At 57.8% G+C, this 22,821-nt stretch carries 21 protein-coding genes; 2 read left to right on the forward strand and 19 right to left on the reverse strand.

Going from position 1 to position 22,821, the window contains the following annotated elements:
- Window positions 1–490: 490 nt before the first annotated feature.
- The 6 genes from repB to T424_RS0108830 all read right to left on the reverse strand — a co-directional run bounded on the left by repB (window position 491) and on the right by T424_RS0108830 (window position 6,255).
- Window positions 491–1,531 carry a plasmid partitioning protein RepB gene (gene repB / locus T424_RS0108805; RefSeq protein WP_027487395.1) on the reverse strand — a complete coding sequence of 347 codons (1,041 nt, stop codon included), beginning with the start codon at window positions 1,529–1,531 and terminating at the stop codon, window positions 491–493.
- On the reverse strand, window positions 1,528–2,781 hold the full coding sequence (gene repA / locus T424_RS0108810; protein ID WP_051558888.1) for a plasmid partitioning protein RepA: 1,254 nt from the start codon (window positions 2,779–2,781) through the stop codon (window positions 1,528–1,530). Before repA ends, repB begins: the two co-directional genes overlap by 4 nt.
- Before the next feature lie 171 nt (window positions 2,782–2,952).
- Window positions 2,953–3,729 (reverse strand): ethanolamine ammonia-lyase subunit EutC, encoded by a 777-nt coding sequence (eutC, locus tag T424_RS0108815; protein ID WP_027487397.1) that lies wholly within the window; start codon window positions 3,727–3,729, stop codon window positions 2,953–2,955.
- A complete protein-coding gene (locus T424_RS0108820) occupies window positions 3,726–5,123 on the reverse strand; it encodes an ethanolamine ammonia-lyase subunit EutB (protein WP_027487398.1) in 1,398 nt (465 codons plus the stop codon). Before T424_RS0108820 ends, eutC begins: the two co-directional genes overlap by 4 nt.
- Window positions 5,124–5,343: 220 nt before the next feature.
- On the reverse strand, window positions 5,344–5,907 hold the full coding sequence (locus T424_RS0108825) for a DNA-3-methyladenine glycosylase (protein WP_027487399.1): 564 nt from the start codon (window positions 5,905–5,907) through the stop codon (window positions 5,344–5,346).
- A 51-nt stretch (window positions 5,908–5,958) separates the two neighbouring features.
- Window positions 5,959–6,255 carry a PilZ domain-containing protein gene (locus T424_RS0108830; RefSeq protein WP_245269495.1) on the reverse strand — a complete coding sequence of 99 codons (297 nt, stop codon included), beginning with the start codon at window positions 6,253–6,255 and terminating at the stop codon, window positions 5,959–5,961.
- A 324-nt stretch (window positions 6,256–6,579) separates the two neighbouring features.
- On the opposite strand from T424_RS0108830, the gene T424_RS0108835 reads away from it, so the two are divergent.
- Window positions 6,580–8,391 carry a bifunctional diguanylate cyclase/phosphodiesterase gene (locus T424_RS0108835; RefSeq protein ID WP_027487401.1) on the forward strand — a complete coding sequence of 604 codons (1,812 nt, stop codon included), beginning with the start codon at window positions 6,580–6,582 and terminating at the stop codon, window positions 8,389–8,391.
- On the opposite strand, the gene T424_RS0108840 is transcribed toward T424_RS0108835, so the two are convergent.
- The 5 genes from T424_RS0108840 to T424_RS23230 all read right to left on the reverse strand — a co-directional run bounded on the left by T424_RS0108840 (window position 8,383) and on the right by T424_RS23230 (window position 13,372).
- On the reverse strand, window positions 8,383–9,135 hold the full coding sequence (locus tag T424_RS0108840; RefSeq protein WP_027487402.1) for an aspartate/glutamate racemase family protein: 753 nt from the start codon (window positions 9,133–9,135) through the stop codon (window positions 8,383–8,385). The genes T424_RS0108835 and T424_RS0108840 overlap by 9 nt on opposite strands.
- Window positions 9,136–9,139: 4 nt before the next feature.
- Entirely contained in the window at window positions 9,140–9,958 is an 819-nt protein-coding gene (locus T424_RS0108845) for an ABC transporter permease (protein ID WP_027487403.1), read from the reverse strand.
- Window position 9,959: 1 nt separating this feature from the next.
- A complete protein-coding gene (locus T424_RS0108850) occupies window positions 9,960–10,865 on the reverse strand; it encodes an ABC transporter permease (protein WP_027487404.1) in 906 nt (301 codons plus the stop codon).
- Window positions 10,866–10,969: 104 nt separating this feature from the next.
- Window positions 10,970–12,259, reverse strand: coding sequence for an ABC transporter substrate-binding protein (locus T424_RS0108855; RefSeq protein WP_027487405.1), 1,290 nt, complete (start codon window positions 12,257–12,259; stop codon window positions 10,970–10,972).
- A 27-nt stretch (window positions 12,260–12,286) separates the two neighbouring features.
- Entirely contained in the window at window positions 12,287–13,372 is a 1,086-nt protein-coding gene (locus tag T424_RS23230; RefSeq protein ID WP_027487406.1) for an ABC transporter ATP-binding protein, read from the reverse strand.
- A gap of 275 nt (window positions 13,373–13,647) precedes the next feature.
- On the opposite strand from T424_RS23230, the gene T424_RS0108865 reads away from it, so the two are divergent.
- Window positions 13,648–14,358, forward strand: a complete 711-nt coding sequence (locus T424_RS0108865; protein WP_027487407.1) for a GntR family transcriptional regulator — start codon at window positions 13,648–13,650, stop codon at window positions 14,356–14,358.
- Window positions 14,359–14,416: 58 nt separating this feature from the next.
- Here T424_RS0108865 and T424_RS0108870 read toward each other — a convergent pair whose 3' ends face one another.
- From T424_RS0108870 to T424_RS0108905, 8 genes are all read right to left on the reverse strand, one after another.
- A complete protein-coding gene (locus T424_RS0108870; protein WP_027487408.1) occupies window positions 14,417–15,268 on the reverse strand; it encodes a fumarylacetoacetate hydrolase family protein in 852 nt (283 codons plus the stop codon).
- A 114-nt stretch (window positions 15,269–15,382) separates the two neighbouring features.
- The gene (locus T424_RS0108875; RefSeq protein ID WP_027487409.1) at window positions 15,383–16,765 is read right to left on the reverse strand and encodes an FGGY-family carbohydrate kinase; all 1,383 of its coding nucleotides are present in this window, start codon (window positions 16,763–16,765) and stop codon (window positions 15,383–15,385) included.
- A complete protein-coding gene (rhaM, locus tag T424_RS0108880) occupies window positions 16,762–17,085 on the reverse strand; it encodes an L-rhamnose mutarotase (RefSeq protein ID WP_027487410.1) in 324 nt (107 codons plus the stop codon). Before rhaM ends, T424_RS0108875 begins: the two co-directional genes overlap by 4 nt.
- A gap of 3 nt (window positions 17,086–17,088) precedes the next feature.
- Window positions 17,089–18,102, reverse strand: coding sequence for an ABC transporter permease (locus T424_RS0108885; RefSeq protein WP_027487411.1), 1,014 nt, complete (start codon window positions 18,100–18,102; stop codon window positions 17,089–17,091).
- On the reverse strand, window positions 18,099–19,097 hold the full coding sequence (locus T424_RS0108890; protein WP_027487412.1) for an ABC transporter permease: 999 nt from the start codon (window positions 19,095–19,097) through the stop codon (window positions 18,099–18,101). Before T424_RS0108890 ends, T424_RS0108885 begins: the two co-directional genes overlap by 4 nt.
- Window positions 19,098–19,105: 8 nt before the next feature.
- Window positions 19,106–20,575, reverse strand: a complete 1,470-nt coding sequence (locus tag T424_RS0108895) for a sugar ABC transporter ATP-binding protein (protein WP_245269501.1) — start codon at window positions 20,573–20,575, stop codon at window positions 19,106–19,108.
- 280 nt (window positions 20,576–20,855) lie between these two features.
- Complete coding sequence (gene rhaS, locus T424_RS0108900; protein WP_027487414.1) at window positions 20,856–21,851, reverse strand: rhamnose ABC transporter substrate-binding protein; 996 nt, start codon at window positions 21,849–21,851, stop codon at window positions 20,856–20,858.
- 65 nt (window positions 21,852–21,916) lie between these two features.
- Window positions 21,917–22,729: a DeoR/GlpR family DNA-binding transcription regulator gene (locus tag T424_RS0108905; protein ID WP_027487415.1), complete on the reverse strand. Its 813-nt coding sequence runs from the start codon at window positions 22,727–22,729 to the stop codon at window positions 21,917–21,919.
- Window positions 22,730–22,821 lie beyond the last annotated feature (92 nt).

The following is a 22,821-nucleotide window of genomic DNA, read 5'->3' on the forward strand; positions in this document are numbered from 1 at the left end:
GCGACGCGGATTGAAAACAACCCGCGACTCTTGACTTTTTGCTTCGGAAATGATTCTCTTGAATTGCTACATAGAAGAGGGCTTCCGAAATGGCGACGTTTTGGGGGCCTTTTTTCTTGTCTCCGTTCTTTCCTTTTTTCCTTACAGCGCCGCACGTTTTATCAAACGCAAAAAGAACGCTGTAACACTTTAAATCTGCTGCATAATTTTCACCTTAAACCGATCCCGATTTAAGGAATTATGCAGTAAATCTGCTGCATAATTCTCACCTTAAACCGATCCCGGCTCAAGGAATTATGCAATAGCACCAAATGCCACCGCCAGATCGATGATCGCGCTGGCCAGGAATTCGCAGCTCGCCCCGTCCGAGGGCAGCGCCACAGGTTTTGAGCGGCGAACTGAAAACACAATGCCTCCTGACGCTTTTGTCTTCACCTCTGACCCAGGTCACTCTTGAGAGAACCCGGTGCAGCCCATGCCAGATCACGTTTCATGCCTTCAAGAACTCGGCATAGGCCGCCGCCATTCTCTCGGCGAAATGCTCTACGAATGCCGGATCGGCATCGGCCAGAAACTCAAGTTTTATCCGGCGCCCCTGCTGGGCTACGCGCGCAAATACGCGCCCGCCCGGATCACGCAGGTCTTGCGGTTCCTCGCGGGACGCCGCCCGCCGCTCCGAAAGCCGGTCGAATAGCATCTGGAAGCGCTCATCTGTCATCGCGCTTCGAAACCGCTCCGAAGAAACAACCTCGGCCGCCCTCTCCTGGCCCTTCTCGTGGGCGAGCAATTGCCCCAGGGCCATCCAGCGCTCCCTCCCGGCCTTGGGCGCGGGGCCAACAGCGCGTGCGAAACGCTCCGGCACGCTTTCGGCAACCTGGATAAGACGCGAAAGTTCGCTTTTCTGAACGCCCAGCGCTTCGCCAATGACCTTACGGTCGAAGCCACGATCGCTCAGCGCCTTTCCAAACAGCGCTCTTTCGATAAAGGTGAGGTTTCTGCGCTCGGCATTTTCCTTGCCCTGCGCCAGCACCAGTTCATCATCGGTAAGTGGCCGGATCAGGGCCTTGACCGCAATGCCCAAGCGCCGCGCGGCATTCAGACGCCGGTGGCCATAAGCGACCTGGTAGCGCCCCTCCTCCGACGGATGCCGACGCACGAGAATAGGAACCTGCTGACCGGCGCTGCGGATGCTTTCCATCAGCGCCAGAAAATCGGGATCGTCCCGCTCCTGATCGCTGAGACGATCCGAGATGAAAGAAGCGTCTATCTTATCGGTGGGAAGAGCGATCACCCGCTCCCCATCTTCAAGGGCCTGCCGTAATGCCCGCGCCTCTTCCGCTTCCCGCGTGATGGATGACAGGCTGAGCCCCATGGCTTTGATGGCGCCGGAAGCCGTGCGGGAAGAAGGCTGCGGTTCTGCCGGTTCACCCGGACCAACGCCGCCGTCCGCCTTCGGCTCGGCCACCTGCGGCGTGGAAGAGGGGTCAGCAAACAGGGCGCGCAATTCGCTTTTGCGGTTTTTCCCGATCATTCCTTCCGTCCCCAAGCTGAATGAACCAATTGCTCGATTTCCGAATTCACGGCCTCCAGCGATTCGATCGCGCGGTCGTAGGTTCCGCGGCTGAAATTCTCCCGTCCGACTTCATAAAGCGTCTGCTTGGTCAGACCGGCATCGGAAATGGCCGTGGACTTGACCATGGGCGCGGTCAATACCCGCTCTCCAAACAAGGACCGGAGAAACCCGACAATCTGCGCCTGCGGCCCATCATTCGGCTCGAAACGGGTGATGAGATAGCGCAGGAAATCGAAATTGAGTGTACCGCCAGCCTCACGCACAACCCCCAGAAGGTCGGAGGTCATGAAAAGAAACTGGCTCATCGATGCGACGTCCAGCATTTGTGGATGCACAGTCACGATAACCGATGTCGATGCACAAAGCGCCGAAAGCGTCAAATAGCCGAGCTGCGGCGGGCAATCGATGACCACGACATCATAATCATCGGCAACACTTTGCAACGCCGCCTGTACGCGCGCGAAAAACAGCGATTTTGCATCGCCGCTCTTGCGCTCGGCCAGAGCGCGCGGCGTCACATGCTCGAATTCCTGGAGTTCGAGATTGCCCGGAACGAGATCGAGATTGTGGAAATAGGTTTTGCGAATGATGTCGCGCAACGGACGGGCTTCCGCATCGTAGCGAATAGCGCCGTAAATCGTATCATTGCCGACGAGATCGAGCTCAGGCTGATAACCGAACAGGGCAGAGAGCGATGCCTGGGGGTCGAGATCGACCCCCAGAACACGGTGGCCAGTCATCGCCAGAGATTGAGCGAGGTGAACCGCAGATGTCGTCTTTCCCGAACCGCCCTTGAAATTGGTAACGGAAATGACCTGGAGATGCTCTCCCAAACCCGGATCGCGCCATTTTACGTAGGAGCGTGCCTTGGCGACATTGCCCTTGGCAAGCGCCTGCTCGGCCAGATAATGGCGAAGCGCATCGATATCGGCCAGCGAATAGTAACGACGCCCCCCCGTGCCTACGACCGGTTGGGGACCTTCACCGGCAAGCGACAATTGCCGGAGATAGCCGTCGGAAACACCCACGAGACGCGCAGCCTCACCGGACGTGAAGCTGCGGAGGGTCTTTTGCGAGGCAGGCGGAAAAAGACGCTCACGCATGGCTTTGAGCTGCGCGGAAAGTGCTTGCGCATCATCGGCAATGGTCTCGTCTGCGGGCTTTGAACCCTGCTGATCCAGCGCAGCCTTTTCTGATGCTACACCCATTACGCAAATCTCCACCTGTGTTTTCCCCGGCGCGTGACGCGGGGACCCGGAATCATGTGATGACTGATTCTGTGCAGGAAGAATATACGCAAGGCAAAGAAATTAACAGAGCCCCACAGGATTTACGGATAAAGCGGAAACAGGAAGACTTTTCCGTAAAAGCACTTATTTTTAAATTCCGCTCAACTCATTGTTTTTAGACATAAATCCATCCGATTCCGGCAAAGAACCCATTTCGGCATTTTCCTTCAGGTTGACGCCGGAAAGTTTCAGACGCAGAGCCTCCCTCACCAGCCAGGCCAGCCGATCCGCCGCAATCTCGTAGCTCAACCCGTCAGCATGAATGTTGGAAATGCAATTGCGCTCGCTATCCCTTTTCCCGGCGCAAGGAGCGAAAGTTATATAGACGCCGAGACTGTCAGGCACGCTCAGACCCGGCCGTTCACCGATCAGCACCACGGCAAGCTTCGCACCGAAGGCGGCTGCAACCTCGTCGCCGAAAGCAACGCGGGCCTGCCGTCCCAGCACAACGGGAGCCAGTGAAAACCCGCCCAACCGGCGCGTGGCGGCCCGATATAACGCGGCCGCATGGTTTTGCACGGCCGCTGCGGACAGACCATCGCAGATGACAAAGCAGATGTCGTGCTGGCTGGCGTTTTTCGGCAGAAATGCAGGATCGGGCCTGCGCCCTAAATCCGGGCGCCGCAGATAGACGGTGCGATCCGGCGCGAGCGATGGAATGATGTGCGTCTCAACGGGCGCGATTTCCGCGGCAAGTGCCTCGAAATCAACCAACCCGTGAACGGCATCGCGGGCGCGCGCATGGGCCAGCTGGAACTCGAGCAGATCCTTGAGCGGAAGCGCATCGCCTGCCCGCCCAAGCCCGATACGCGCCCGCGTGGCACGGCGGAAGCGGGCGAAGGGATCGATGTCGATCGTCGAGTTCATCTTGAGCCTCCGTAAGAAAGCAAGGCGCGGGAAAATGCGTCGGAATGGGGCCGGGGCGGAAGCTTGCCATTGCGATCCAGCAAGCCCATGCGTCCAAGCCAGGCTTCGAATTCGGGCGCAGGCGGGCGGGAAAACTGGTGACGCAGTCCAACGATGTCATGATAGGAAAGGCTCTGATAATTCAGCATGACGTCATCGGCCCCAGGCACGGCGATGAGGAAGTTGACGCCCGCCACCGTCAGCAGAACCATGAGATTGTCCATATCATCCTGATCGGCCTCGGCGTGATTGGTGTAACAGACATCCACGCCCATCGGCAGCCCCAGAAGCTTGCCGCAGAAATGATCCTCGAGGCCGGCGCGAATGATCTGCTTGGCGTCGTAGAGATATTCCGGCCCGATGAAACCAACGACCGTATTGACCAGCAAAGGATCGACGCTGCGTGCGACGGCATAGGCGCGCGCCTCGAGCGTCTGCTCGTCAACGCCATGATGCGCATCTGCCGAAAGCGCACTGCCCTGCCCGGTTTCAAGATACATGACATTGCGCCCGACGGTACCGCGACCAAGCGACAATGCCGCCTCGCGCCCCTCCCGCAGCAAAGCGAGGTCAACGCCAAAGCCACGGTTTGCCGCCTCCGTTCCCGCAACCGACTGAAACACCAGATCAAGGGGCGCGCCAGCCTCGATAGCCTGAATGGATGTGGTGACATGGGTCAGGACGCAGGATTGCGTGGGAATATCGAAACGTTGGCGAAGCGCATCGAACAATTCCATAAGCCGCATACAGGCATCAAGATTATCGCTTGCCGGATTGATGCCGATCACGGCGTCGCCGATGCCGTAGAGCAAGCCATCCAGTGTAGAGCCTGCCACGCCCTCCGGGTCGTCGGTCGGATGATTGGGCTGAAGGCGGCTGGAAAGGCGGCCAGCAAGACCTATTGTCGAGCGAAATGCCGTCACGATACTGGTCTTCGCCGCAACGGTGATGAGATCGTGATTGCGCATCAATTTGGAAACCGCAGCAACCATTTCCGGCGTCAGGCCCGGCGCAAGCTGTTTCAATACATCCGCCGTAGCCTCGTAAGAGAGCAGAAAATCTCGAAACTGCCCAACGGTCATATGCGAGACAGGCTTGAAGGCTTCTGCATCATGGCTATCGATAATCAGCCTCGTCACTTCGTCGGCCTCATAGGGCACGAGCGCCTCGTTCAGAAAGACTTTGAGGGGAAGATCAGCCAGAAGATAACGTGCCGCGACACGCTTTTCGTGACTGCACGCCGCAATTCCTGCCAGTTGATCGCCGGATTTTTCGGCACTCGCCGCCGCCATAACCGCTCTGAGATCGGTGAAAACATGACGCTCCCGGCCAAGGATGATCGAATATGGCGCCATGTCCGTCCCTCTCTTTCCATGAACCCGGCTGCCGCGCAGTCACGCCGCCAGCCCAGAATGCTAGTTTGCCACCCTGGTGTTACAGGAATTGCGCTTGCGCACGGCAATCCTAAACCAAAGGCCGACCCCACGATAGTGGCGCCGTCGCCAGCAGGAACGCAAACTTCGTGCCAAAGCTCTGGTTTGAAGCGCAGCAGGACCGATTACAAACGGCTCGCCGTCACGGCCTTTCCTGCGCTATCGGGAAAGGTTTGCTCACGAAGGGAGAGCCTCGCAAACCAAAGCGCCACGGATAATCTGCGGCCTTGGAAATGCCGACACGTTTGCCGACCATGACGTCGGGAGCATCTTCGGGCCAGTGCAGCAAGAAGGGCAATGTACCAATGTCACGGCCGTCGTGGTCGGCATTGATGCCGAGAGCCTGGGCAAGCCGTCCCGGACCGGCGCAGAGTTTGCGCGGATAGCAGAGATTCCGGCGGGCCATCATCTTCTCCAGTCCACAAAGAGGCTCAATCGCGCGTAGAAGCACCGCGCTTCCGGGCCGGCACACGATATTGACGCACCAATGAATACCATAGGACCGGTAGACATATAGTTTTCCGGGAGGACCGAACATCGCGCCATTGCGCGCATTGGGCCCTTTGAAACTGTGGGATGCGGGATCGTCGGCCTCATAAGCCTCCGTTTCGACGATGCGGCCGCCGCAATCCTGAAAATAGAATTCCGCACCGATCAACATCCGGGCAATTATCAGCGCAGACTGGCCAAAAATCCCCTGATCCATCAGGCTGGTTCCTGCAAAGCAAGCATACGCGATTATCTTCGAGCGGTGACATTATTCCACGAAATGGACGCCGATTTCTTTGAGCTTTCGCCAGCGGACCTCACAATGGCGGCGCTGCTGGCCGTCGATCTGCAAATCAAACGCATCCGGCACAAGTCCGAGATTATCCGCAGCGAGCTTGGCACCCGTCTCGGAAATGTTGCGCACCATGCAATCCAGCGTCGAGAAGCCGTTGTTGTAAACAATGCGCCCCGCTTTCAAGGCTCTGATCCGTGGGGCAATCCGCTTTTCGTCCATGGCATTCCTTCCTCTTCGCAGCGCTGCGATGACTGAAAAATGCGCCTGCAATACCCATCTTTCTCACAACCGCGCCGCCCCCTTCCCAAATTGCCTGCGGACGCCCGACCCTTTGTCTGACAAACGCAAAACCCACCGGCCTCAAGCTTTCCGGACTTGCGAAAACCCGGCCCAGCATCGGCAAATCATGCTGGTAAACAACAATGATAAACACACATATTCGCGAATTTCACAATTTCACAAGATCAGCAAGCACGGAAATGCTTTCTGTAACAGAGTTTCCTAAAAAGCGTAATCTCTTCTTAAGCGCGAAAGGCTTAGACTTCAGCCGTCATCGGGGTGGGTATGGCCTCCGATCGGGGGTATTTTTGATCTATGTTGATGCGTTTGCAAAATAAGGTCCTTGAAATGATCGCCAAGGGGATAGCGCTCGGCGATGTTCTCGACCACCTCTGTCGAACGGTCGAACGGATCGTTCCAGACATTGTCTGCTCGGTCTTGCGTCTCGATGATGACGGAACCCTCAGGCATCTTGCAGGCCCTTCCCTGCCGGAGCATTACTCTCAGGCAATCAACGGCCTGCCGATTGGCCCTGGCGTTGGTTCCTGCGGCACCGCAGCCTATCTTGGTGCGCCGGTTCTGGTGGAAAATATTGCAACCCATCCCTATTGGCGCGATTTCAAGGCGCTTGCTCTGCCGCTCGGCTATCTGGCCTGCTGGTCAACACCGATTTTGACGGGCAAGCGGGTGCTTGGCACCTTCGCCTTCTATTATCGTTCGAAACGCGGTCCGAGTGAAATCGAACAGTCTATCGTCGATGCCTGTGTTGCACTCTGCGCCATTGCCATAGAGCGCGAAATTCGCATCGAGGAACGGTGGCGCCTTGCCAACACCGATGCGCTGACCGGTCTTCCCAATCGCGCCCGCTTCAATGAAGTCATTGCCGAAAAGGCCGAACAGACCATTCCCTGGGGCCTGCTGCTTGTCGATCTCGACAATCTGAAAATGGTCAACGACACATTCGGGCACAAGGCCGGAGACGATATGATCGCGGTCGTTGCCGAAAGACTGCGCAATGTGAGCGCGCCTGACACGGTTTTCCGGCTGGGCGGCGACGAATTTGCGCTGATCATCAGCGGAGAGGATTGCGCAGATCCCGGCTATCATGCCGCCTATATTCTCGAAAGTTTCAAAAGCCCCTGCCTTTGTGCAGGCCAGACCGTTTATCCTTCCGGAACCATTGGCGGCGCGGTGGCACGGGCAGGAGATTCACCCGACGACGTGCGCCAGAACGCCGACCTTGCGCTCTACGAAGCGAAGGAACGGTGCCGGGGCAATTATCTGGAATTCGGCACCACCACCGGCTCGACAATCGCGCGACGCTATCGCTCCATCCAGCAGGTTACGCGGGCCCTGCACGAAAACCGGATCATCCCCTATTATCAACCGGTCACGCGCATCACCGATGGCAAAATCCTCGGCTTCGAAGCTCTTTGCCGTATGCGCGGCCTGAACGGCGAAATCATCGCCGCCAGCCACTTCCACGAAGCCACGAGAGACGTGCAAACAGCGCGGGATCTGACCGCATCCATGTTTCGCCAGGTGCTGGCCGATGCCCGATCCTGGCTGGATCAGGGTCTCGATTTCGGCCGGGTTGGCGTGAATGTTTCGGCTGCCGATTTTCTGGACGGCAAACTGATCAATCTTATCACCCGCGAGGCAGAGGCGGCGGGCATCAGCCTGTCAAGACTGGTCATCGAGGTAACGGAAAGCGTTTACCTCGGCCAGCGCGAGGAAACGGTTCTCAACCAGATCCAGGCCATTCGCGATAGTGGCGTCACGATCGGCCTTGACGATTTTGGCACCGGCTTTGCTTCCCTCACCCATTTATTGACCGTGCCGCTGAATGTCATAAAAATCGACAAGTGCTTTACCGAAAAGCTGCTGACGGACAGAAACGCCGAAATCATCGTCGAAGCGCTGGTGCAGATGTGTACGCGGCTCGGCTACGATGTCATCGCCGAAGGCATAGAAACCGTCGAGCAAGGACATCGTCTGCTTGAGATGGGCTGTCTGCTCGGTCAGGGTTATCTGTTCTCAAAGGCAGTTCCCGCCGCCCACGCTTCGAAGCTTCTCCAGCAGAATGTCGATTTCCCTTTGCCCGAAGTAAACCTGCGCTCAGCCTGAGCGGCCAAGAAGACTGGCCGGGGCAAAACCGGCCAGCTCGCCCCGGTAATCCTTTTCCACCGGGCGTGCGTAGGCGTTGCCCTTTGCCGTCGAGAGGCCCAGGCTCACCAACGCCTCTGCCTGGCGCACCGCGGCGGCGACACCGTCAATCACCGGCACCCCGAATTCCACGCGCAGTTGCCGGGTCAGATCCGCCATTCCCGCGCAGCCCAGAATGATTGCCTCTGCCCTGTCCTGTTCAAGCGCCAGAGAAATTTCCGCCTGCAACCGCGCGTGCGCATTGGAGGCGGGATCCTCCAGCGACAGCACCGGAATATCCGCAGCCCGCACCTTGCAGCGCTCCTGCGCCCCATAGCGCCGCACCAGATGTTCCAGAGGCAGGCGGGAACGCTCCATGGTGGTGACGATGGTGAAACGCTGGGCGATAAAGCCGGTGATGGCCACCGCCGCCTCGCAGATACCGATCACCGGGATGGACGCAAGCGCACGGGCTGCATCGAGGCCGGTGTCGTCGAAACAGGCAATGATTGCCGCATCCGCGCCAGCCTTTTCTCCTTCGGCCAGCTCCATAAGCAAGCCGGGCACGGCCAGTGCCTCGTCGTAATATCCTTCGATGGAAACCGGCCCCATGCGCGAGGTGCGCGCGATGATTTCGGTGCCGGGCGAGGCGACCGCTTTCGCAGCGCTTGCCGCAGTGCGCGTCATGCTTTCGGTGGTATTGGGATTGATGAGGAGAATTTTCATGGTGTCAACTTGCCTTCCGGCCACCATTGATGCGCCGTATGATAAAGAGCGCCGCAAGAATGGTGATAAAGGAGAAGAGCGTTGTCACCGTTCCAAGGGCATAAAGCACCGGCGTCGTGACATTGGTGGTCATGCCGTAGATTTCCAGTGGCAAGGTGTTGAATGTCCCCGCGGTCATCAAGGTCCGGGCAAATTCGTCATAGGAAAGCGAAAAGCCGAACAGGCCCACACCGATCAGCGACGGCGCAATCATTGGCAGCAGCACATGCCGGAAGGTCTGCCAGTTGCTGGCGCCAAGGTCGCGGGCGGCCTCCTCATAGGCGGGTGAAAACCGGTTGAACACAGCAAACATGATGAGCACGCCAAAAGGCAATGTCCAGGTAAGGTGAGCGCCGAAGGCGGATGTGTACCAGGCAGGCTCCAGTCCAAGTTGCTGGAACACCACACCGATCCCAAGCGAAACGATGATCGACGGCACGACGAGGCTTGCAACGGCAAGGTAGAAAAGCGCCGTCGCCCCGCGAAAACGGCGGCGAAAGGCAAGACCCGCCAGAAGCGACACGACCACGGTGACAATCATGACCATGAGGCCCAGTGTGAAAGACCGGCGGAAGGAGCCGCCGAAATCGCCAACGGCCTGCGTTTCGAACAGGTTGAAGAACCAGTGCAGGGACACACCATTCAAAGGAAAAGTCAGCCCGCCGTTTTCTCCTTGAAAGGACAGGATGAAAATAGCCGAAAGCGGACCATAGAGAAACAGCACGAACAGGGCGAAAAAAAACGCCAGCACATAAAATTCCCGCGTGCGATGTTCACTGCCCATATCATAGCTCCTTGCGAATATCGACGACGCGCATGATGGCGGCAACCATCAGCAGCACCAGAACCAGCAGCACCACCGCATTTGCCGCCGCGGCCGGATATTGCAGCAATGACATCTGGTTCTTCATCATCAGGGCCACGGAAGCGCTTTGCCCGCCCGACATGACCTGCACGGTGGAAAAATCAGCCATGACCAATGTGACGACAAAGATGGTGCCAATGGCCATGCCAGGTTTGGAAAGCGGCACAATGACATTGGTGAGGATCTGCCAGTTCGAAGCACCGGCGTCCCTTGCTGCTTCGACAAGGGCACGATCGATCCGCATCAATGTGTTGAAAATCGGCGTGACCATGAAAAGCGTGTAGAGGTGAACCATGGCGAGGATGACCGCAAAATCGGAATAAAGCAGCCACTCCACCGGCTTGTCCAATAGACCGGACCCGACCAGCATCTGATTGACGAGGCCGTTGCGCCCCAGAACCGGGATCCAGGAAATCATCCGGATAATATTCGATGTCAGGAAGGGTACTGTGCAAACAAGGAAAAGCACCCCCTGCATGGCGGCGGAACGAATATGAAAGGCAAGGAAATAGGCAACCCAGAAGCCGATCAGCAGGGTCAGCGCCCAGACAATGGCCGCATATGTCAATGTATTCAGATAGGTTTTCCACGTCACCCATGATCCGAGCGTTTCGGCATAGTTCATGGTGACGAAACCGGGATACATTTGCGCGAAGTCATAATCCCAGAAACTGACGATGGCGATCATCAGGATTGGAATGGCCAGAAATGCGCCAAGGATGAGGGTCAGCGGTGCGGCCTGCACATAAGCAGGCAGCCATGGTGGGAGTTTGATCTCCCGGCGTTTGTCCGGATCGCCGGCACCGATGAAGCGCACCATCACCATGCTTTGCCCTTCCTGTTTTTCGAGAAAATCCGCTTCGCTCGAAGCGGTCACAACCGGCGGCCGGAAAGCGGGCGTCGGCGCCCGCTTTCCATTTCCCCCACCGGTCAGGCGGCGATGAACTCGTTCCAGCGGCGAACCATGTAACGGTCCTCGTCCATCACGGAATTCCAGCACGCGACCTTGCCCATACGGTCCTCGAAAGCGCCGCCATCGCGCACGGCGCCAGCCTTTTCCATCACCTTGCCTTCCGGCGACATGATGTCGCCCTGCGCGGGCTTGCCGTCGATCCAGTAACCCCATTCATCGGCGCTCATGAAGGTTTTTGCGGTTTCCATGCAGGCGGAATAATAGCCCTGACGGTTGAGATAAGCGCCTACCCAGCCGGATGTGTACCAGTTGATGTATTCATAAGCCGCATCGAGCTCAGCGCCCTTGAGATGCGAGGCAAGGCCAAGTCCGCCACCCCAGGCACGATAGCCTTCCTTGAGCGGCTGATATTTGCAGGCAATGCCCTTGGAGCGAACGGCGGCGACCGCTGGAGACCACATGGACTGGATGACCACTTCACCAGACGCCATCAGGTTGACGGACTCATCGAAGCTCTTCCAGAAAGCGCGGAACTGACCGGCCTGCTTGGCCTTGATGAGGAAATCGATGGTCTTGTCGATTTCAGCCTTCGTCATATTGCCCTTGTCGGCATATTTGATCTGGCCCATGGCCTCCATGATCATCGCCGCATCCATGATGCCAATGGAGGGAATATTGAGGATGGACGTCTTGCCCTTGAACGCCGGGTCCATGATGTCGGCCCAGGTGGTGATCTCGCGCCCCACGAGATCGGGACGAATGCCAAGCGTATCGGCATTATAGATCGTCGGCATCATCGTGAACCATTCGGTCTCGCCCTTGGCAAAGGTCTTGGCGCCTGGCTTTTCGACATAACCGACCGTGTGCGGCGCCGTGCCCTGGGCAATGACGCTATCGGGTTTGAGCTTGCCGTTCTTGAACAGCGGCACAACCTTGTCGTAGTGCTTCAGCTTCTTCACATCCATCGGCTGGATGACGCCGGTGGGGTAGACCTTTTTCAGGATCCAGTATTCGATGTCGGCGACATCATAGGAATTGGGCTGCGTTACCGCGCGCTGGGCGGCGGCATCGGAATCGGTCGCGGTCATTTCCAGCGTAATGCCGAGATCCTTCTTGCACTGTTCGGCAATGGCGTTGATGTTGGAAACACCCGTGCCGAACTGCCGCAGCGTGATCTTGGATTGCGCCCAGATGGTCGGGAAGCCATTCAAAACCCCCGCTCCGGCCGCAGCGCCCGCAGCCGCTGCACCTGTCTTGAGAAGCGAGCGGCGGGTCAGACCCGGCTTTTGCTGTTTCGTATCCTTCATTATCGTTCTCCTCTGGTTTTTATCGTTTCAGGCGGCAGGGCCACCAAGCAGAATGGCGTCGGCCAGATCCCAGCCAAGGGGCACGGCTTCCCCCACTTTCACCGGATGGGCGAAATAGGCGCTCTCGCTGAGAATGGCGGTAAAGTCCTGCACGCCCGCCCCGCTCAGCGTCAGTTTCACGGTCGCACCGCGATATTCGACGTTGGTGACAGAACCCGTGAAACCGAGTCCTTCCGAAAAAGCGCCACCGATGCGAACCCGGTCCGTTCGAACAGCCATATCCCGGACCTCGCCGGTCTCGGCGATCCCGGAGGCCAGGAAATCCGCCCCGCCAGCAACCGAGATCGCCACCGAACCGTCGCTGGAGCCAATGATCCGGCCGGAGATCACGTTATGATCGCCCATGAAGCGGGCAACGAATGCAGTGGCAGGTCTTTCGAAAACGGCGCGCGGCGGGGCCGCCTGCTCTATGCGACCGTCATTCATCACAACGATCAGATCGGCAAGCGCCATCGCCTCTTCCTGGCTGTGCGTGACATGCACGAAGGATATGCCAAGCGAGGTCTGCAATTTCTTCAATTCGGCACGCATCCGGATTTTGAGAAATGGATCCAGCGCCGAAAGCGGCTCATCGAGAAGCAGAACCTCCGGATCGGTAATCAGCGCGCGCGCAAGCGCGACGCGCTGTTGCTGACCACCGGAAAGCTGGGCCGGTTTACGGCTTGCATAGGGATCGAGCTGCATCAGCCGCAGCATGTCCAGCGCCTTTGCCTGGCGTGTCTGCTTGTCCACGCCCTTCATCTTGAGGCTGAAGGCAACATTGTCGATCAGATCGAGATGGGGAAAAAGCGCATAGGACTGGAACATCATCGCCGTGCCGCGCCGCGCGGGGGGCAGGTCGGTGATATTGGTGTTGCCAAGCAGAACATCACCGCTGGAAATGCTCTCATGCCCGGCAATCATCCGCAGGGTCGAGGTCTTGCCGCAACCGGAAGGGCCCAACAGACAGCAATAGGTTCCGGCGGGAATCTTCAGGCTGATATTATGGACCGCCGTGGTGCTTCCATAAATTTTCGATACCCCGGCGATGTCAATGGCAGCAGCTTTGTTCATTCGCCAAACCCTTCCCGCATTGCAAGTGTCTGCAAAGCATGAAGCATCAAACGTGCCAGTTTCGAAAACGGCGTTTAAGAGGCTGTTAATACGGAGAAAACCGCCGATCGGTGTGTGCCATGTGCTGTACGGCAGGGAGATGCTGCGTATTTTTGCAGCGATTGTTTTCTCATCCTGTCTAAATCGTATGCAATAGACAAAATTCCTCGGAACAACCGGCCTTTCACCCGCCTCGGTTTCGGTGTAGAACATTTCTCAGCGGAAAGGCGGTATGCATGAGCCTTCAGGAAAAATGGATTTTTGCCGACAATAATGCCGAGGATCGCGCCTTTGCGATCCGCGAAGCGCTTCGCAATGCCATTATCGATCGGCGTTTGGCACCGGGAACCAAATTATCGGAAGCGGAAGTCGGGGAATTGTTCGACGTGAGCCGCACCGTGGTGCGCAGTGCCCTGCAAATGCTTGGCTACGAAGGCTTGGTCAAGACGGAACGAAACAGGGGTGCTTTTGTATCCAATCCCAGCCCGGAAGAAGCCGTTCAGGTTTTCGCATCCCGCCGGCTCATCGAATCTGGCATCGTGACCGCGGCGGTGGAAAAACTCACGGAAGAGCATCTCCATCTGTTTCGCCAGCATTTGCGCGAAGAGGAGCAGCACCTGCGCGACCATGGACCGGCCGCCCGCCGTGCCGAGATAAAAGCGTCCGGTGATTTCCACCTGTTGCTTGCAAAAGTGGCGGGCAATGCAATCCTGCAAAAATTCATGGACGAGCTGATTGCCCGCTCCTCACTGGTCATTGCCCTTTACGGCGGAACCGGCATTTCCCGTTGCGGGCATAATGAGCATCACGACATTCTCGCCGCGCTTGAAGCTCGCGACGCCAAGGCCGCAAGCGCCCTGATGCTTCACCATATAGACCATATAGAAGCCGATCTTGACCTGCGCTCACGCGAAGGTCTCGCGCTCAAGGATGCCTTGGGGCTTTAGGAAAAGGCCAGAGTCTGTCTCGTTCACTATAAACCTGACAGACTCCGGCGGCAAAACATCAGATTTCTTCGATGACAGGGTTCACCAGCCGCCCAATGCCGGGAATATCGACTTCATAGACATCGCCCGCCTTGAGGAAAACAGGTGGCTCGCGCCGCTCCCCTACGCCGCCCGGCGTGCCGGTCACGATCACATCACCCGCCGAAAGCGCCGTGAAGGACGACAGATAGGCGATAAGCTGCGGGATGGAGAAGATAAGATCCTGAAGGCTTGCCTGCTGCATGACCTCGCCGTTGAGACGACCGGTAATCGTCAGCGCCGTATAATCGTCGATCTCGTCTGCTGTCACCAATGCCGGGCCAAAACCGCCCGTGGCGGGGAAATTCTTGCCCGGAACGAACTGCGACGTATGCCGCTGCCAGTCCCGCACCGACCCGTCATGATAGCAAGCATAGCCAGCCACATGCTCCATGGCATCGCCTTCATCGATATTACGGCCGCCGCGGCCGATAATCACCGCGAGTTCGGCTTCGAAATCAAGGCTGGTCGATGATTTAGGCTTGATAATCGGCTGGCCGTGGGCGACCTGCGTATCGGCATAACGGGTAAAGACCGTTGGATATTGCACTTCGGGGCGCTTGGTTTCCTCACGATGGGCGACATAATTGACCCCAATGCACAGGATCTTCTGCGGATCGGGAATGACCGGCAACAGGGTCACATCGGAAAGCGCCAGCTCTGGATGGCGATCCTCGGCATAGTCTGCGGCAATTTCGAGAAGATCATCCAGAATGGCCTGCTTCAATGTTGTGCAATTGTCGGCGAGACGGCCTGTCAGGTCAACGATCCCACCCTCGACAAGCGCTCCGAATCCTGGGCGGCCCATACGTGTATAGCTTACGAATTTCATGCAACGTCTCCATTTGCGCCTGCCGGGCGCCAGCAATCGGCCCTTGGTAGCAAGGGCCAATGACAATTCCAAGATCACATTCAGTGTCTCGCGCAGACGTTACAGGCGCCCGCTTTATCCACGCTCAGACAGACGCTTGAAAAAAAGCGCCCGGTAGGATGCAAGGTCAATCGCACCGGGATGATAGGATCTTTCCTGAACCGGCGCAGGCGCGATGCCGCATAACAAGGCCGCTCCCTCGGCGGTGCCGCTTGGCGCGCCGCCCTCCGCCACCACCACTTCACGGCCTGTCAGCGCAGCCAGTGCCTGGAGATAAAGCAGATTGCCCGCAAAAGGCCCCTCGACGATCGTTTTGCCTTGCGCGCCGATCAGGCCGAGTGACGTTTGCGTCATCAGCGCCGAATAAAGCGCAACGACCGCAAAATAGGCCGCATCATCCTCTGGCTCGCCATACCATGTCAGCGTGCCGCCGGGCAGCGGGCCGCAGCCTTCCACCACGTTGGGTAACAGCATGACGCCCCTGGCGACGACATCCCCGACCGCCGCCGCAATTGCCGCATTGTCCGGTGGCGTGCGGCCTGCCGTCAGAAGCTCATATTCCCGCCCGCCCATATAGCGGGCCGAGGGAACGGCGCGTCCATAGGCATCCACGTTGCAGAGCGTGTCCCGCGCCGGATCGAGCCCATCGACATTGCCACCTACCGCGAAGCTGATGATCCAGGTTCCGGTGGAAACGACGGAAAAAGGCGGCTTGCCCCGCACGAGGTGCGGCAGGAGCGATGCATTGCTATCATGGATCCCGCAATAGACCGGGATAGTGCGCCCAATCGCAATCGCATCGGCCACCTCTGCCTTGAGGCTGCCAAGCGGTTCGAAAGCCGGTCTGACGGATGCAAGCTTCCCGCCAATTCCAAGCTTTTCGACCAGCGATGAAAAATCACCCTCGGCAGGACACCAGAGATCGGTATGGCAGCCGAGCGAGGTCGCCTCATTGGCCAGAACCCCGGTGAGGCGAAAAGCCCAATATTGCGGATAGGTGACAATCGCGCTTACCTTCTCAAAATCCGCCGCAAAGCAGCGCTTTTGATAATGAAGTTGTGCCCCGGCATTCAATCCGGCTGGCAAGCGGGGCGAAAAGGTCGCTCTGAAATCCGGGCGCACCGCATCATAGTCGGCGATGACATCGGCGGGATAGGCATATTCATAATCCAGAATCGGCAGCGCCAGCTCTCCGGCCTCATCCAGCAAAGCCAGACACGCCCCATGCGTGGTAATGGAAACGGCATCAAAGCCCGGCTCGGCCCCGAAGCGACGAAGACTTTGAAGAATGAAAGCCCACAATCCCTCCACGTCGAAATGGGGATAAGGCGGACCTGCCAAAATCGTATTTGCCCTGCGCAGGCAAGCAATCTCCTGACCGCTTGCCGCATCGAAAACCACGACCTTGGCATTGGTCTTGCCGATGTCGATGACGGCGATTTTCCGAATATCGCTCATGGCATGTAAAAAACCGGAACGAGATCGATGGCAATCGGCGACTGGTCCGGATGTGTCGCCATAATATCCGCCATATGGCTCCACCATTTCTTCATGATCGGATGATCGGGAAGCGAGGCCATTGTATGATCCTTGCGCCGCGTCAGCAGCCCGAACAAGATGCCGGTGTCGCGATCGAGATGGATGGAATAGTCACTCACCCCGGCCTCATGCAGCAAGCCGACGAGTTCCGGCCAGATTTCATCGTGGCGTTTGCGATATTCCGCCTCCATGCCCGGATTGAGCTGCATCTTGAAGGCATGTTTTTCCAGTTCCGGCATGTGTCAGCTCCGCAGGTTGCGCATCCGCCGAACGATGATCGGCAGGGCGATAGTGATGATCAATAGCAGGCCGATGAAGATCGACATGACGATGCCCGGAACATTCATGAGCCCCAGACCGAAGGTCACGAGCCCCATGACGAAAGCCGCGATCACAACCCCGCCGATCGTGCCTGCCCCGCCGGTGATTGCAACGCCGCCCAGAACGACCATGGTCACGACCTCAAGCTCCCAGCCTTGCGCAATCGATGGCCGGGTGGAACCAAGGCGTGAGGTGAGGCAGACGGCCGCGATACCGCTCATCAGGCCGGTCAGAAGGAAGAGAATGAATTTCACCCGATCGACCGGAATACCCGAGAAGCGCGCGGCAAAATCATTATTGCCGATGACAAAGACCTGACGGCCGAAATTGGTGCAATGCAGCAACACGGCAAAAATCACGGCCATGACGACAAACAGCACGAATTCGAAGGAAAAGACCCAGAACACATAGCCCTGGCCGAAATAGCCAAAGCTTTCCGGATATTTTCCGAAGGCCTGATCACCGAGAACAATATAGGAAATGCCGCGGAACAGGCTCATGGTTCCGATTGTCACGACAATCGAAGGCAATTTCAGTCCGGCAACGAGGACGCCGTTGATAATGCCGCAGATAAGGCCGACCGAAACGCCGATCAGGACGAGACCGGGAGTATCGACCCCCATCTGCGCCGCCCAGCCCATTGCCGTCGAGGCCAGTGCAATGATTGCCGCCACGGAGAGATCGATCTCACCGGCAATGACCAGAAGCGTCATGGCAAAGGCAATCAAGGCCTTTTCGGTAAAATTGAAAGTCGCATCCGAAAGGTTCCATGCATCGAGAAAATAGGGCGACGCAAAGGAATTGGCGATAAAGATCAGCACTGCCACACCGAAAAGCAGGCACTCCCAGCTTCCCATCAGACGGCGAAAGGGCGTGGTCAAACGATCCGGGATATGGCGCGGCATGGATGGCGCCTGAGAGGATTGAAGCGTCATGCCGCCACCTCGCTTTTGCTTTGAATGGATTGGTCGCGCAGGATGATCCGGCCCTTGCGCCGCTCGGATCGCGCATTGAAGACCACGGCCAGCACGATGACGAAGCCGGATATGGCCATTTGCGCGAAAGGAGAAATTCCGATCACCGGCAAGGCATTCTTGATAACGCCCAGGAAAAGCGCCCCCAGCACAGTCCCGGCCACGCTGCCGATACCGCCTGCTATGGAGATGCCGCCAATGACGCAGGCCGCGACCGTATCGAGTTCAAAACCGCTTGCGACATCGACATAGGCGACGGCATAGCGTGAAACCCACAAATAACCGCAGAGACCGGCCAGCGTGCCGGAAAGCACGAAGGCCAGAAATTGCGTGCGGCCGATATTGATGCCCGCGTAAACAGCAGCGGTGGGATTTCCACCTGCCGCATAGGTGGCACGGCCGAAGGAACTGCGCGTCATCACCAGCCAGGCCACTGCGACAACAAGAACGGCAACCCAGGACAGCAGAGGCAGACCCGCAAGGACCGTGCGGGGCATGTTCAGGAAATCGGCCGTCATCTGATGCGCATTGACCCAGGCGCCGCCCGACAGCACGAAGGCCATGCCGCGATAGATGGTCAGCGTCCCAAGGGTCACGACAATGGAAGGCATACCAAGTGCCCAGACCAGATAGCCGTTCAGCGCGCCGAGCAGCGCTCCGATGGCGATGGCGCACAGAACAAGCAGCGCAAGCGGCAATCCCGGAAAGCTGGCATCCAGCATGGCAACGGCCATGCCCGTAAAGGCAAGATTGGCCGCAACGGAAAGATCGATGGATTTGGTCATGATGACCACCATCTGCCCAAGCGCCAGAATGATCAGGATCGAGGTATCGTTGAAGATGGTGGCAAGATTGCCCGGAGAGGCGAAGCCTTCGGCGCGGGTCGCGAAAATCAGCACCAGCAGGGCGATGATCACCGCCAGAGCCGCCTCGCGATGTCGAAGCAGGGTTTTCATGAAATACCTCACATATTACCGGTGGCGGCGCGCACCAGCATCTCGGGCGTCAGCCCTTCACGATCGTAGACGCCTGCCATCAAGCCTTCCCGCATCACCATGACACGGTCCGACATTCCAAGGATTTCCGGCAATTCAGAAGAGATCATGATGATGGAAAGGCCTTCTGCCGCCAGCTCCGAAATAAAGCCATGGACGGCGGCCTTGGAGCCGATGTCGATACCTTTCGTCGGCTCGTCGAGAATGATGACCTTTGGTTTCGTGGCAAGCCACTTGCCAATCACCACCTTCTGCTGATTGCCGCCCGACAATGTACCGACGGGAACGGAAAGGGCCGCAGCGCGCAAATCCAGACGTTCCGCATAAAGGCGCGCCAGCCGGAATTCCTCGGCCGCACGCAAGAACCCCCTGCGCGACGTTTGCCCAAGCGATGGCAGCGAGATGTTCTGGTAAATCGGCATGGGCAACGCCAGACCATGCCTGCCGCGCTCTTCCGGCACGTAAACTATGCCGCTGGCGATGGCATCCGCCGGTCTGTTGATCGCAAGCGTTTTCCCTTCCAGTTCCACCTGCCCGCTTGAAGCAGACGTGACACCAAACAGCGACTGGCAAAGCTCCGAGCGGCCCGCCCCGATCAGCCCATAAATGCCAAGAATTTCCCCCTTTCGCAGTTCAAAAGCAATATCGCGAAATTCCGTGGGGTGGCTATAGCGGGACACTTTCAGCACGGTGCCGCCAAGGCTGGCCTTTACCTTGGGAAAGACCTCATCGACATCCCGCCCGACCATAAGCCGGACGATCTCCTCCTGCGGCGTTTTCTGCAACTTTCCGGCACCCACCATGCGCCCATCGCGAAAGACCGCGTAATTCTCCGCAATTTCATAGAGTTCATCGAATTTGTGGCTGATGAACAAAATTGCCTTGCCCTGCCGTTTCAGGTTTTCGACAATGCGAAACAGATCGTCGATTTCCTTGCGAGACAAGGCCGCTGTCGGCTCATCCATGATGACGATGCGCGCCTCGACAGACAGGGCGCGGGCGATTGCAACCAGATGCCGCTGGGCGATGGAAAGATCCTTCAGGCGAATTGTCGGGTCGATCCGGCTTTCCAGCGCCTCCAGCAATTGCCGCGACCGGGCGTGGATGCTGCGCCAGTCGATCAGGCCGAAACGGGTGCGGGGCGCATGGCCCAGAAAGATATTTTCACCTACCGTCAGCTCGTCGAAAAGCACGGTTTCCTGATGGATGGCCGTCACGCCAGCATCTATTGCGTCCTGAGCGCTGGCAAATCGCATCACCTGGCCGTCGATCAGGATCTCGCCTTCGTTGGGACGGTAAATGCCGGTCAGAATTTTGACGAGCGTCGATTTACCCGCTCCGTTCTCGCCGATCAATGCCGTAACCTGACCGGGATAAAGGGCAATGTTGACGCCATCCAGCGCTTTAACGCCGGGAAAGATCTGCGAAATGCCGCGCATTTCAAGAACTGGCGCGACCGACGCCGCCAATGACGCATCGCCCGCAAGGGATGCAGCCTGACCGCTTTCAGCCATCGGGGGTTCAACGCTCATCGTGGAATGTTCCATTTTTACTGTCATCATGGATTGGGCCGGCTGCTGATCCGACCCAAACTGTCTTCGATGGATATTTGCAAGCAAAGCCACCCCTGGTCGCGGCTTGACCGCTCAGGCTGACCGAGAGCCAGACAGCCCCTCTCTGCCGGTTCGAGACCGGCAGAAGGCTGTTTCGATCACAGGATCAGAAGATCTTGGAGAACTGATCGATATTCTTGGCGTCGTAGACAAAGGGTTCGGCCATGGCAGCTTCGCCGCCTTCACCAACCTTGATCGACCCCATGCGCCCTGCCGGTACGGACGTACCCGGCTTGCCGGTCGCATCGCCCTTGACGAGGTGATAAGCAATCTGGGTGGCAGAATAACCAAGGTCGATCGGGTTCCAGATGGCGAATTCCTTCGTGGCGCCGGACTTGATCGCACCCGCCATTTCCGAGGGAAGGCCAAGGCCCGTGACATAGACCTGACCGATCTTGCCAGCGTCCTTCACGGCCTGCGATGCCGCCAGCACGCCAACGGTGGTCGGCGCGACGATGACCTTGACGTTTGGCTTGGAGGTGAGAAGGCCATTGGCTTCGCGATAGCTCTTGTCGGCAAGGTCATCACCGTAGACGGTCGTGACGAGATTGAGACCGGGGAAATCCTTGAGCTGCTTCTTCATTTCCTCGATCCAGATATTCTGGTTGGTCGAGGTTGTGGTGGCGGAAAGAATAGCGAAATCGCCCTTGCCGTCAGGCAGGTGATCCGCCGCAAGCTTCAGACACATCTTGCCGATCAGCTCGTTCGAAGACGGGTTGAGATGCAGGATGCGTCCCGCCGGCGCCACGCCGGAATCCCAGGAAATCACCTTGATCCCGCGCTGTGCGGCCTTTTTCAGAGCCGGAACGACGGCATCCGGGTCATTGGCGGAAATAGCGATGGCGTCAACGCCCTGAGCGATCAGCGAATTGATGACCTCGATCTGGCCTTCCGCCGTTGTGGAGGTCGGGCCGGTATAGATGATCTTCACGCCGCCAATTTCTTTGGCGGCTTCCTCCGCGCCCTTGTTGGCGGCCTCGAAGAAGCCGTTTCCAAGCGATTTCACCACCAGAGCAATCTTGACCTCGGCAGCCTGGGCCATGCCCGTGGCAGACACGAAAGCAATTGCAGCCGCGCCAAGGAAACGTCTCGTCATTTTCATGGTCTTCCTCCCGTTATGATAAACCCTGCTCCCTCGCCACCTTTTCCGGTGGTTCAAAATTGCACCTAGGCAACCGAGGGAGATTCCTCCTTGTGCGGTGAAGCGACCGGCTTCACCGTCAAAAGCTTTATGCCTGCCGCCTCCACCATGGCGACAGCCTCTTCCGGCACGCCGTCATCGGTTATGATGGTCGAGACATTTTCGAGCGGGCAGAGAATCATGCTCGATCGACGGGTGAACTTGGTGGAATCCACCATGACGATCAGTTCATCCGCCTGCCGCATGAGCCGCTGCTCGCTCTGAATGACAAGTGCATCCGGCTCCATCACCCCCAGCGCGCTGATGCCTTGCGCGCCGATGAACATGCGCCGTCCATAGAAATTGCGGATGGCGTCATTTTCGAACGGCGACAGGATGAGGCTCTGGTCACGGTAAATAGCCCCGCCCGGCACATTCACCGTGCACTTCGAATGCTTGATCAGATGTTCGGCAATGGCGAAGGAATTCGTCATCACCTGCAATCGGCGCGCGGCCATGAAGTGAACCATCTGAAAGGTCGTCGTACCACCATTGATGATGATCGAATCGCCTTCGTCACAAATCTCCACCGCTGCGCGCGCAATTGCGCGTTTCTTATCGATATTGACCGATTCCGACACGCGAAACGGTCTTGCTGCAAGATTTCCCAATTGCGGGGGATGAATGGCCTCCGCCCCTCCCCGCACCCGGCGAAGCTTGCCCTGCACGTGCAAAGCAGCAATATCCCGGCGGATCGTGGCTTCGGAAGCCTCTGTCAACTCGGCAATATCCTGAACCGTGATCACAGGCTTTTCCTGGATCGCGCTCAGTATGATGCGATGGCGTTCACGTTCGTGCATTGCTTGCTCCTGCCCTGTAATAATTCAGAAACTTTTTACCTCGTCAATCAGGTTCAATCAAAAAACACTATATTGCACCGCACAATGAATTT

The sequence above is a fragment of the Allorhizobium undicola ORS 992 = ATCC 700741 genome, from assembly GCF_000621665.1.
GTDB classification, from domain to species: Bacteria; Pseudomonadota; Alphaproteobacteria; order Rhizobiales; family Rhizobiaceae; genus Allorhizobium; species Allorhizobium undicola.